The organism is Fulvivirga imtechensis AK7, from assembly GCF_000331535.1.
Classification (GTDB): domain Bacteria; phylum Bacteroidota; class Bacteroidia; order Cytophagales; family Cyclobacteriaceae; genus Fulvivirga; species Fulvivirga imtechensis.
Genome location: NZ_AMZN01000008.1, coordinates 25,509 through 38,025, shown reverse-complemented (window position 1 = coordinate 38,025; position 12,517 = coordinate 25,509). Strand labels below are relative to the sequence as shown.

Genomic DNA, 12,517 nt, shown 5'->3' with positions numbered 1-12,517 from the left:
TGAAACTAAAACAAATAAAAGTATATATATAAAACCCATAATCATGCACCTGTTTTTATTGAATATAGTCACTTCAATTCATGTCTAACAATTATCAGAAGGTATTTTGAATGTCATACTATTTTCTTACCTTTGCAAACCAAAAATTTAACAACCAAATATTTAAAGTATGAAAAATTACGAGACGGTATTCATTTTAAATCCCGTTTTGTCTGAAGAACAGATGAAGGATACTGTCAAAAAATTCGTTCAGGTGCTTACTGATGGCAAAGCCGAAGTAATCAACGAAGAGCAGTGGGGCTTAAGAAAACTGGCTTATCCTATCCAGCACAAGTCAACTGGTTTTTACAACCTTGTCGAATTTAAGGCAGAACCTCAATTGGTAGACAAACTGGAAACTGAGTTTAGAAGAGATGAGGCAGTAATGAGATTTCTCACTACAGCACTCGACAAACACGCCCTTGAGTACAACGAGAAAAGAAGAAAAGGCGCATTTAGAAAAGATAAAAAGAAACCTAAGGAGGAGGCTGCATCATGACATTAATGAACGAACCTGTAAACAGGAACGAGAACAAAAATAAGTATTGCCGATTCAAGAAAAACGGCATTAAATATATCGACTACAAGGATCCTGATTTCTTGTTGAAATTTGTAAACGAGCAAGGTAAAATATTGCCAAGAAGAATTACAGGCACCAGCCTTAAATTCCAAAAGAAGGTTTCTCAGGCTGTAAAAAGAGCCAGACACCTGGCATTATTGCCTTATGTAACCGATTCTTTAAAATAATAAGACTATTATCATGCAAGTAATATTAACACAAGATATAGCGGGACTTGGTTACAAAAACGACACTGTGGACGTAAAACCAGGTTACGGAAGAAACTACCTGATCCCTCAGGGATATGCTATTATTGCGAATAACTCTAATAGCAAAATGATTGCTGAAAACATTAAGCAGGCTGCTCACAAAGCCGAAAAGATCCAGAAGGACGCAGAAGATCTTGCAAAGAGAATCGGTGACCTTACTATCGAACTGGGTACGAAAGCCGGTGAAAGCGGTAAGATATTTGGCGCTATTACTACCAATCAGGTATCAGAGGCATTGAAAGCTAAAGGATTTGATATTGACAAAAAGAAGATATCTTTTAACCAAAATATCAAAAACATTGGTGACTACAAAGCTACACTTGATCTTCACAAAGAAGTACAGCACGAGATCGATGTTAAGGTAGTAGCTGAATAAGCAATTATCAAAAAATTATGAAAGCCGTAGGAATACCCTACGGCTTTTTTATGCATTTTGGTATCCGGAAATTCCTGAATACACCATCATCACACCGCAAAGCACGGGTAGCAGCGTGGCGTCCAAGCACATGGTAGACCTCTCTATTTAGTGTTTGTAAGAAAACTCTAAGTGGCTTTAAGAAAACGTCAATGTCTGCTTTAACGCTTGTCCCAAAAATTCTCTCGTACCTCACAGTACACTCCGCTTTTTAGGACTCAATGCCATCGTCATGGAAAAATTATAATAACCATATTAGCCTTTGATGGTTATATATCAAGCAGTTATCTTTTTCAACCAACCTATAATACCCTGTGAAAATATTAGATAGAAATGTATTCCGCTCCCTGCAGACTCATGTACCCTTCTTGCAGGAGTTCAGATTTGACGCCCGGTTCTTCATTCGGCAGACCTTGCGGATGCCTCATGAAGAGGATTTTAATGCACTTAGTCTTCTTAAATTCAAAAAAGACGCCCTGTTTATAGATATTGGTGCAAATCGTGGTGAAGCTATTCAATCGATTTTGATCAAATACCCTCATAACTGCAAAATCATTGGCTTCGAACCTAATCCCATTATATTCAAAAAGCTCAATGCTCTTTATAAGAACACTAATACGGTCACTCTTCATAATACGGGTTTAGGAAATACCGCTCATAAAATCAATCTATTCATACCATTCTACCGCAACTGGATGTTTGATGGCCTGGCATCCTTTTATCACAAAGAAGCCGCAGAATGGCTTAAGTCAAGACTCTGGAATTATGAAGAAAAACACCTTACAATCAAGGAAATTACCTGTGGTATCAAAAGACTTGATGAATATAATCTCTCTCCTGATTTTATAAAAATAGATGTACAGGGGTATGAGCTCGAGGTCTTAAAAGGTGCGCAAAATACGATAGCTCAGTCCAGGCCTGTTTTATTACTGGAAACACCCGGCAGGACAGTCACTTCATTTCTGGGTGATTTAGGATATAATTTTTATGCCTATTACAATGGACGCTTTAACAAAGGTAAAGGCGCTCTTAATACCTTCTGCTTCCCCGCTGGTAAATACAGCCAATTGATTGATAGCAGCAAATATTTAAACTACAATTAACTTACGAATTATGAATCAATGCTATTAGGTTAACGTGAGTTCAACATAAAACGCTTAAAAATAGACGGTCATCCTGCCTGTCCCGAACTTGCCTAACTTGCCTCGGGGAGGTAGCCAACAACTTTTTAGTTGATTTTGTGGATAATGACAGCCTGAACGGCCTTGAGAAAATGGCGTTAAGAATTTCAATGCCCCACGTACACTTTGTAAATCACACTGTTTAAGCCCCGTTGTTTCAAACGGGGCGAGTTTGTGATTTGTCGCCGCAGGCATTGAAATTTAGCCATTTACTCACATGACTTTTTTTGTTACTTTTTTGTGTTAAGTATTCACATTGTAAAAGACAATGCTTCAATAATAGGAAACACAGACGCTGTAGCTCAAATAACCCTTCGGCATTGCCTTATTCGATAGCTTTCCCGTTATCCCGATTTCACACCTCACCCACCAAAAGCCTATGCTTTTACTGCAGTCTGCAATTCCCTCTCCTCAGAGGAGAGGGCGGTTCTACTGTGCTTATACTTCAGCCTGTTCAGGGTGAGGTGATAAACTCAAAGGGAATACTATAAGTTAACGGCTATGGCCCTCGAGAAATCTCCTCAGTAATTGCCTTTTCTGTTGTTTGACAGAATTATGTGCCATAAGAGTAATAATTCCGGCTACATAAACTGTTTCTTAAGAGACAAAAAAGTAAGACTTAAACTATGAAAAAGCCAAAAACCAAAATTGACACAAAATTCACAACTTAGCAGGACGTTGGTTATCAATGCATTGCAAAACTTGTCATTGGTACGAGAGGAGGTTTATTAAGTCTATTTTTAGATACGAATACGATTTAATCGGTTCTACTATATCGAACTCACGTTAGGTTGAGAAAAGCATTCCTAAGAAACACAGTCATCTCACCTGAGCTTACCTCAAGCTTGCCTCGGGGGCCCCAAGGGAGATCTATACACTTTGAAGCAGTTACTTCTGCATAGATCCCTCTCCCGATATGAAATACATGAAATCGGGATGGGATCACGGTCTTAACTTAATGGGCATTGAATTGCAATTAAAAAAAATATTTTACTACAATTTGACATACGATCAATCTTTTCCATATATTTATGTAACCAGTTACGTAAATGTATTATGAACTTCTTTGATCAAGCGGGTAAAATGGCTATAGGCAGCCGCCTGCGTATGTTAACAGAAAAAATCGCGGAAGATGCCACGCAACTATACAGACTATATGGCACCGATCTGCACCCAAAATGGTTTCCTGTTTTCTATATATTGTCACAGGGAGAAAAGAAGACCATTACCGCCCTGGCCAAAGAGATCGGCCACTCTCATCCGTCAGTAAGCAAGATCATTCGGGAAATGTCCAAAAAAGGGGTGATAGTGGAAAGTAAAGATAAAAACGATGGGCGCAGAAACGTGGTATACTTATCCGAAAAAGGAGTTGCCATTAATAAAAAGATCCGGGATCAATACACTGATGTAAATAATGCCATTGAGGAATTGATAGCGCAAACCAGGCATGACCTGTGGCAAGCCATCGAAGAATGGGAATTTCTGCTTGACCAAAAATCCTTACTACGCAGAGTTCAGGAGAAACAAAAGGAGCGGGAGAGCCAAAAAGTTGAAATTATTGACTATAGTGAAGAATACCGGCAAGTGTTCAAAGATCTGAACGAAGAATGGATATCGCAATACTTTAAAATGGAGGCGGCTGACCTCAAAGCACTGGATCACCCTCAGGAGATCCTGAATAATGGGGGTTATATTTTTGTTGCCTTGTATGATAAAGAGCCGGTAGGTGTTTGTGCCATGCTAAAAATGGATGATCCGGATTATGAATATGAGCTGGCAAAAATGGCTGTTTCTCCCAGGGCACAGGGAAAAAATATCGGATGGCTGCTGGGACAAGCTGTTGTGAACAAAGCGAGGTTACTTGGAGCAGAAAAGCTCTACCTGGAGAGCAACACCATTTTGAAGCCGGCTATCAATCTTTATCATAAACTGGGCTTTCAAAAGGTGGTTAGCAGGGCGAGTCCTTATGAGCGCAGTAATATTCAGATGGAACTGATATTAAAAGGAAACGCATATGACGTATAGCAATAAAATTGCACTCATCGTCAGGAATGATCTGTTAGACTGGCAAAAATTAAATGTGGCATCATTCCTTGCCAGCGCTGTAGCTATTGAATTCCCAGAGGTACACGGGAAGCCTTTTGTCAATGCCTCCGGCTCGCAATATCTTCCTTTTGTCAAGCATCCCGTTTTAGTATACCAAGCGGATGATGAATCGCAGCTAAAAAGGGCTTATGCAAGGGCGAGGGAAAGAAACCTGCGCATAGGTATTTATACAGAACCGTTATTTGCCACCAAAAATGAAGAGGAGAATCACATAGAAATAGCAAAGTGTACCGATGATGAACAACCACTGGTGGGCCTGGTGATGTATGGAGATAATAAGGCAGTGAACAAGGCCCTGGATGGACTAAAATTTCACCCGTGAGAAAGAACTAATGAGGCTCAAAAGCCCTTTCTTCTGTCATCATCCTGAACTTGATTCAGGATCCCCTGGTCAGTTTCTGCACACTTCAGGGGATTCCAAATCAAGTTTGGAATGACAACTTACCCTTATTTACTTCTTCAGGTAGTATATACAGAATTAAACATCACATAATCAGTGGTAAGATCAGACCCCCAGCCTTCGGCTCTATGCTTACCGCTGTTCAGGTCCATTTTTATATGTAACTGCGACTGCCGAAGGATTCGCTTCATGTTATTCCTGTCAAAATCCTGTGGCTTACCTTTTTCAAGCATTTTTACCAACTCCTTATCGCTACCCAAATAGAGGTCTGTTTTTTCAAAATCAAAAGGCACTCCTGCGTTTCCGGCAGCACACATGATTCTTCCCCAGTTGGGGTCCCTGCCGAACATAGCAGTTTTTACCAGTGTAGAACTTGATATTTCCCTGATCAGCTTCCGGCCCATTACTTCATCAGGGGCATTTACCACCTCATACCTCACGAACTTAGAGCACCCTTCACCATCGGACACAATGGTTTGTGCCAGATGGATCATAATCTCCTCCAGCTTTGCCTTAAAGGTGTTGTATCCGGGATCTTTCGTTGAAGTCAGCTCCGGATTTTTAGCCATCCCGTTGCATAGCACCGCTACCATATCATTAGTAGAAGTATCACCATCTACCGTGATCATGTTAAAAGACTTATCTACAGCAGCTTTTACTGTTTTATCTAACAGCTTAGGAGAAATAGCCACATCGCAGACAATAAAGGCCAACATGGTACCCATATTGGGGTGGATCATGCCCGAGCCCTTAGCAATACCGGCCATATTCACTTCAATACCATCCACATCAAACTCCAGAAAACCTTCCTTGGCAAAAGTGTCGGTAGTAAGTATGGCATTGGCAGCAAAAGACCCTGCATTGGATTTATTCGACAGCTTTCCGATATTTTCTTTAATACCATCCACAACATCATCAGTCGGGAAAGGCTCACCGATCAATCCGGTTGATGCTACCAGCACCAGGCCTTCGTCAATCCCCAGTTCTTCAGCAGTGGTCTTCACCATCGCTTCAGCTCCCTGCCTGCCTTGCTCCCCGGTGCAGGCATTGGCATTTCCTGCATTGATCACTATAGCCTGTGCCTTACCATTGGCAATATTTTTCCTCGATAGCTTGATTGGTTCAGCTACTACTTGATTTTTCGTAAATGTGGCAGCAGCGCTGGCCGGCACTTCTGAATAGATCAGTGCAAGATCTCTGCGCATAGACTTCACGCCCGTATGCGCTCCCCAACATGTAATACCTCTTACATTGGTTAAATTCTTAATCATCTTCTTATATTTTGAAAATTTAATTTATGGATTCATCGGCACCTGCTGCAGACCCAGGATCTCGTCCCATCCAAATATCAGGTTCATATTTTGTACGGCCTGCCCGGCAGCGCCCTTTACCAAGTTGTCAATTGCACTAATAGTGATAAAATTATTGGTCCGCTCGTCATAGGTACTATAAATATCACAGTAGTTAGTACCTCTCACATCCTTGATGGCAGGTGGTTGGTCGGTAAGGCGCACAAAGGGTTCATCTTTGTAATATGCCTCATAGATATCTCCAATCTGGCTGACATCAACTCCTGGTCTTGGCCTGGAATAGATCGTTGAAACTATACCCCGATCAACCGGTAGCAAATGCGGTGTAAACTGCACTGTCAGTGGTGCATCACCGATCTTATTGAGTGTATCTTCAATCTCAATGGTATGCCGGTGCGATTTCACGCCATAGGCTCTGAAGTTATCATTCACATTGGGAAAATGTGTAGCCGCTTTTGCCTTTACGCCAGCTCCCGTGGTTCCCGATTTTGAGTCTACAACCACATTTGGTTCTATCAAGCCTTCTTTCGCTAAAGGGGCGAGCCCTAAAATGGCGCTTGTGGGGTAACAACCCGGGTTGGCAATGAGCTTCTTTCTGCGAATATCTTTTCGAAATAATTCAGGAATACCATAAGCGGCATTCTCAAAGCCCTCTTTATATACGTGCTCTTTGTTATACCACGCTTCGTAAATCTCGGGGGTGTCCAGCCTAAAATCTCCGGATAGGTCGATGATGGGATACGGGTCGGCCGCGTGCTCCTTCACAAAATCCATGGATACACCGTGGGGCAAAGCCAGAAACACCAGGTCCAGATCCATGTTTTCAATTTCATTAATGGAGATCAACTCCTGATCGATCAACCCCCTGAAGAATGGATGTACTTCTGAAAATCTTTCTCCTTTCCGGCTTTCCGAAGTAATAGCGGCAATCTCTACCTCAGGGTGGTGCAACAATATTCTCGCCAATTCAGAACCCGTATACCCTGTGGCGCCTATAATTCCTATTTTCTTCTTGCTCATTTTGTATTTACTTCTTTTACTGACCTATCCATTACCTCTACTACTTGCCTTATTTCTTCCTCAGCGATGATCAGGGGTGGAACAAGCCGCAACACACGTTCAGCAGTAGCATTAGCAATAACTTTGTATTCGAGCATCTTTAGCACCACGGGTTTAGTTTCATATTCAAACTCTGCGCCCAGCATCAGCCCGAGTCCGCGCACTTCCTTCAGGCCATCCAGGTCTCTTGAATGTATTTCTTTTTTTAAGAATTCACCTTTATCTGTTACTTCTTTTAAAAATTCGGGCTCTCTGATGATATTTAAAGTGGCCAGCGATGCGGCACAGGCCAGTGGATTGCCTCCGAAAGTAGTACCGTGGTCACCAAAATCGATTGCTGACCCTACTTTTTCGTTGCAGAGTATAGCGCCTATGGGCATACCGCCACCCAAGCCTTTTGCCAGCGTCATGATATCGGGCTCGACACCAAAGTGTTCCTTGGCAAACATTTTTCCAGTTCGACCAACCCCACACTGTATTTCATCAAATATGAGTACAATGTCCTTTTCGTTACAAAGCTTCCTTAGTTGGTGCAGGTATTCTCTGTCAGCCACATTTATTCCTCCTTCCCCCTGTACCGGCTCCAATATGATGGCTGCAGTGGAGTCGTCAACAGTATTTTCGACAGCTTTAATGTCATTAAAAGGTACCTGCTGAAATCCCTGAGGTATGGGTTCAAAGCCATTTTGCATGGCCTTCTTTCCCATGGCTATGGTAGCCAGTGTTCTGCCATGAAACGAGCCATGCATGGCGATGATATTTCCCCCTCTTTTTTTGCTGTTGGCATACTTACGAGCGAGTTTGATAGCACCCTCCACTGATTCAGCTCCGCTGTTGGATAAAAATACTCTATCCAGGCCGGACAGCTCGAAAAGAAGCTTGGAAAGCATGGCCTGAGGCTCGCTCACGAAAAAATTGGAGATATGCACCAGCTTCCGGGCCTGCTCACAAATAGCTTCAGTCACTTTCGGATGGCAGTGTCCAAGGTTACATACAGCAATTCCCGCAAGGGCATCGATGTATTCATTACCTTCTACATCCCATACCCTGGCGCCCTGCCCCCTTTCGAGGGCTACGGGGTAGCGTCTAAAAGTTTGTAAATAATATTCCTTATCAATTTTGTTGAGTGTTGCGTTTGTTAACGCTTCCATAAATAAATATTTCGTGATTATTTTATTGTAGTTCCTAAGGATTGTTTTTCATCCGTGAGAGACAGTATCTGCTCTGGTCTTTTCCCGTTGATGATCACTGAACGGGCAGCTCCATTTTCTACTGCCAGGCGGCAGGCATCTGTTTTTGGTATCATTCCACCTTTAATAACCCCCTCTTCCACAAATTGTTCTATGTCATCCACAGCTATTTCCTGCAGAAGACTGTCAGGGTTATTAATATCTCTTAGAAGGCCATCCACATCGGTAAGCACGCCAAATATATGCGCCTGCAGGTGCCCGGCCAGGCTGCCGGCAAACAAGTCGGCATTGATATTATAGCTGTTTCCTGCTTCATCATTCGCTATACAGGTAATAACCGGCACGTAGCCCTTGTCTAACAGCAAATAGATCAGATCAGGGTCAATCTTGTCAACAATGCCCACCTGCCCCAAGTCCGTGCGGGTGACCACCCCATTCACTTGCTGCTCATGATATAAGCGCCTGGCGGTAACAATTTTTCCATCGCGCCCTGAGAGGCCCACGGCTGTGTGACCGAGTTTATTAATGATGTTCACCACCTGACCATTGACCCGTCCCTTGAGAGCCATTTCCACATAGCGTAAGGCTTCGGGAGTGGTTTTACGGTGCCCGTGTATAAATTCACTTTCGATATCAACCTGATCAAGAATTTCCTGGATAAAGGGACCTCCCCCATGCACTATTACAACAGCATAACCCTGAGATTTAAGTGTGCAGATATTTTTCAGGACCTTGTATTGGAGATCCTCCGAGACCATGGCATTACCGCCATACTTGATAACGATGATAGGTTTTGAGTAGTTCTTTTTTCCCTCCATGTTATAGCTACAAAGCTAGGGAATATAAGAGGCAATGGAAAGGAATATGGGGTTTAATGTGTTTTTTTAAGCAATTCCCCATTAAGCAATGGTTAGTATCGATGGCTAATTCTATCCTTTTTCCACCACAGATATTTTATCAAAAGTAAAAAATCGCTTTAATTTAACAGCGTAACTATACCAACATGATCAAATTCAAAACTACCATAGAACAACTTGATTACCTCAACACGAAGTACCTCGAGGTACCCAAAGAGGTTGTAGATGAGTTGGGTACTATGAAAATAAGATTACTATGCACCGTCAACAACTCTCTTACCTTTCAGTGTGGCCTTATGGCGCTGGGGGAAGGAAAAGCCTACATAAGTATTAATGCGAAGCGCATGAAACAGCTCGGTGTGAAGTTATATGACCAGGTAACGGTGGCGCTCGAGAAAGATGAAAGTAAATACGGCATGCCTGTACCCGAGGAACTCGAAGAGCTGCTTAAGCAGGATCTTGAGGGTAAAAGACGCTTTGATAAACTGACACCAGGTATGCAAAGGTATATTATTTACTATGTTTCAGGGGTCAAAAACCCACAACTTCGCCTTGACAGAGCTATTATGCTGATAGAGAACCTCAAAAGATCCGTGGAAGGCAAGGAAACTTTCCGTTTTTTACTGGGAAAGGATTAAAAATCAGTTGACCGGGTACTGTTCCTTCCATAACATTTTATATATTGGGTATTGAACAAAAATACATTCACCCATGTTTAGAGTATTCTTCTTCTGTGTTTTTGCAATCAGTTCACAAGCTCAAACGGTGCGTTATATGCAAACCGTTGACCTGACAAAGCCGGAAAACCGCCCGTTTTATTCCAGGACTCACTCCCTGCCAGTGTATGTCGCTAAGGGAATCTTCTCAGGCAACATTACCGCATATTCGATAGATTATACTTCAAATAAAATAATACCCCTCACTATTTCAGATTACAAAAAGAGGCTCATGGTTGAAATATCAGACTATGGATATGGTGAGGCCGACACCTTCCCAATGCTACCCGGAGACCTCAACAAGCTGAAACTGGATATATCAAGAAAAAGCGGGAAGCAGGGAAAGATCAACTACATCCACTTCAACGCGGAAGACTACAAGACAGGGCTGATCAAATACTATTTTTCGGTGTCATTTGACGACCTGGCGCAATATCTCGACCGGCAAAATGCACTTTGGGTGAAGAATGCCAGCCCGCTGGTTTGGATGGGCCAGGTCCTTCATACGGATGGAGATTATATCTCCGATATTATATACGAATGGCGCCAGCAAGGGCATGCCTCTTACCTGCATCCGGTCAAAAGCCAAAACGGCATGTATGAAAAATTCCTGTTATTCGACAATCAGCACCAACTGCTTACGGAAGAGCCGTTCTCAAACTTCAACTCCAACGGTGGTGAGATCAGATTGATGAGCCAGGCCCTGAACGATAGACTGTACATCCATGATAGCGAAGAGAAACTAAATACCACCATACCTGAGGCAACAGGACGCATAAAAACCCGCAAACTGAAAGATGCATTTGTAGTAACCCTCGCAGAAGATATTCATTTAAACCTTCCTGAAAATGCCAAATTCTACCAGGATGAACAAGAAATGTCCACTTTTATAATGAATAGGGTTGAAAGTGGAGAACTCTCAAATATTTATACCAACGATTCCTTAACTACCCGCATGTCGTTGGCAGAATGGCAGGATAACGCCAGTGAAGAAGCTATTTCACATAGCGGCAACTGGGAGGATGACTCGGGGTATGAAACCATTTCCAGGGTCATATACACAGGGCGGTCTGCGTCTATCGTGTCGTTATCATGGAAGGTTTATTTTAATAGTAATGGAGAAGTTACAGGTAAAAAACCTTATGCCATTGGTCTGTTTATTTCTTCCGAAGAAACGGTAACCGGGCTAACCAAACTTCTTGGATATTTCTCTTTTGATGATGTTTACAATACTTTGCCCTCCGAAGCTTATATGAAAGATATCAGGGATGGTGACTATTTTTCTTATTGGAAATACACCTCCGGAATGACCGTTGATGAGAATGATAAATAGTTGAGGATTACTGGCAGTATTTCCGATCTTCATTTAACTTTACTCTATGTTCAGAACGGAGATCACAGCACCACCATCTGAGGAAAAAATCACCGTTTCCTCACCTATCCTGTCAATAGGATCATGCTTTTCAGACTGCATGGGTCAGCGTTTTGCCACTCATAAATTTGACGTAGTGGCCAATCCTTTTGGTACGGTATACAATCCTGTTTCCATATTTAAGCTGTTGGAGTACGCTGTCAACCGGAATTATCCGAAGGACTCCAGCTATGTTGAGACCCAGGGGTTAATCTCAAATTTTGATTTTCATTCGAGCTTTTCCGCAGAAAAAACTGAAAAAATAAAAAAGGACATCCAAAATGCTATCGAACATACCCATGAACATTTAAAAAAATGTGAGTGGATGATCATTACGTTAGGGACAGCGTTCGTTTACCGAAGAAAGGACAATAAAGATATCGTTGCCAATTGCCATAAGGTGCCGGCAGGAAGGTTTACCAAAGAATTGCTTACACAGAAGCAGATCATTGAGGCTTTCGAAAAAACTTATGAGCTGTTGCTGTCGTTGCAGCCAAACATCAAGATCATTATGACTGTTTCCCCTGTAAGGCATACTAAAGATACCCTTGAGCAAAACAGCGTAAGCAAGTCTATTTTGCGGGTAACCTGCGATACTTTGGAGAAAGAACAAAAAAACATCCGGTACTTTCCAAGCTATGAGATCATGATGGATGACCTTCGGGATTACAGGTTTTATCGCACAGATATGATCCACCCTACCAGAGATGCCGAGGATTACATATGGCATAAGTTCTCAGAGGCCTATTTCAACCAGGAAACACACCGCTTTATTGAAGAGTGGGATAAAATCATGAAAGCCATTCAGCACAGGCCTTTCAACCCCGCATCAGAAGCGCATCAAAAGTTTATTAAGGAAACCATCAAGCACCTCAAACGGTTAGAAAAGAAAGTAGACATACATGAAGAGCTGGCTCAGTTGCAGGACCAACTGATCTCTAAATGAAATTATACAGAGGCATAGGCTATCTTCTACTACTGGGCTTGTTGGCCACTTGTAATTCA

General features: G+C 42.3%; 13 protein-coding genes. 9 read left to right on the top strand and 4 right to left on the bottom strand.

What is annotated here, in order from left to right; genetic code table 11:
• Positions 1–169: 169 nt before the first annotated feature.
• The 6 genes from rpsF to C900_RS03380 all read left to right on the top strand — a co-directional run bounded on the left by rpsF (position 170) and on the right by C900_RS03380 (position 4,891).
• The gene (gene rpsF, locus C900_RS03405) at positions 170–538 is read left to right on the top strand and encodes a 30S ribosomal protein S6 (RefSeq protein ID WP_009578194.1); all 369 of its coding nucleotides are present in this window, start codon (positions 170–172) and stop codon (positions 536–538) included.
• Positions 535–786, top strand: a complete 252-nt coding sequence (gene rpsR, locus C900_RS03400; protein WP_040495468.1) for a 30S ribosomal protein S18 — start codon at positions 535–537, stop codon at positions 784–786. Before rpsF ends, rpsR begins: the two co-directional genes overlap by 4 nt.
• Before the next feature lie 13 nt (positions 787–799).
• Positions 800–1,243, top strand: a complete 444-nt coding sequence (gene rplI, locus C900_RS03395; protein ID WP_009578192.1) for a 50S ribosomal protein L9 — start codon at positions 800–802, stop codon at positions 1,241–1,243.
• 353 nt (positions 1,244–1,596) lie between these two features.
• Positions 1,597–2,385, top strand: coding sequence for an FkbM family methyltransferase (locus tag C900_RS03390; protein ID WP_157493874.1), 789 nt, complete (start codon positions 1,597–1,599; stop codon positions 2,383–2,385).
• Between the two features lie 1,134 nt (positions 2,386–3,519).
• On the top strand, positions 3,520–4,488 hold the full coding sequence (locus C900_RS03385; protein WP_040495465.1) for a bifunctional helix-turn-helix transcriptional regulator/GNAT family N-acetyltransferase: 969 nt from the start codon (positions 3,520–3,522) through the stop codon (positions 4,486–4,488).
• Positions 4,478–4,891: a DUF2000 domain-containing protein gene (locus tag C900_RS03380; protein WP_009578187.1), complete on the top strand. Its 414-nt coding sequence runs from the start codon at positions 4,478–4,480 to the stop codon at positions 4,889–4,891. Before C900_RS03385 ends, C900_RS03380 begins: the two co-directional genes overlap by 11 nt.
• A 137-nt stretch (positions 4,892–5,028) precedes the next feature.
• Here C900_RS03380 and argJ read toward each other — a convergent pair whose 3' ends face one another.
• The 4 genes from argJ to argB are packed head-to-tail and all read right to left on the bottom strand — an operon-like array spanning position 5,029 to position 9,346.
• On the bottom strand, positions 5,029–6,240 hold the full coding sequence (gene argJ, locus C900_RS03375) for a bifunctional glutamate N-acetyltransferase/amino-acid acetyltransferase ArgJ (protein WP_009578186.1): 1,212 nt from the start codon (positions 6,238–6,240) through the stop codon (positions 5,029–5,031).
• Between the two features lie 24 nt (positions 6,241–6,264).
• Complete coding sequence (gene argC, locus C900_RS03370; RefSeq protein WP_009578185.1) at positions 6,265–7,299, bottom strand: N-acetyl-gamma-glutamyl-phosphate reductase; 1,035 nt, start codon at positions 7,297–7,299, stop codon at positions 6,265–6,267.
• Positions 7,296–8,489, bottom strand: a complete 1,194-nt coding sequence (locus C900_RS03365; RefSeq protein WP_009578184.1) for an aspartate aminotransferase family protein — start codon at positions 8,487–8,489, stop codon at positions 7,296–7,298. The genes argC and C900_RS03365 overlap by 4 nt, the downstream gene beginning before the upstream one ends.
• A gap of 17 nt (positions 8,490–8,506) precedes the next feature.
• On the bottom strand, positions 8,507–9,346 hold the full coding sequence (gene argB, locus C900_RS03360) for an acetylglutamate kinase (protein ID WP_040495463.1): 840 nt from the start codon (positions 9,344–9,346) through the stop codon (positions 8,507–8,509).
• A 185-nt stretch (positions 9,347–9,531) separates the two neighbouring features.
• Between argB and C900_RS03355 the strand changes: the two genes are divergently transcribed.
• The 3 genes from C900_RS03355 (at position 9,532) to C900_RS03345 (ending at position 12,458) form a co-directional block, all read left to right on the top strand.
• A complete protein-coding gene (locus C900_RS03355; protein ID WP_009578181.1) occupies positions 9,532–10,023 on the top strand; it encodes a YdeI/OmpD-associated family protein in 492 nt (163 codons plus the stop codon).
• Positions 10,024–10,159: 136 nt separating this feature from the next.
• On the top strand, positions 10,160–11,434 hold the full coding sequence (locus C900_RS03350) for a hypothetical protein (protein ID WP_040495461.1): 1,275 nt from the start codon (positions 10,160–10,162) through the stop codon (positions 11,432–11,434).
• Between the two features lie 46 nt (positions 11,435–11,480).
• A complete protein-coding gene (locus C900_RS03345; protein ID WP_009578179.1) occupies positions 11,481–12,458 on the top strand; it encodes a GSCFA domain-containing protein in 978 nt (325 codons plus the stop codon).
• Positions 12,459–12,517: the final 59 nt, after the last annotated feature.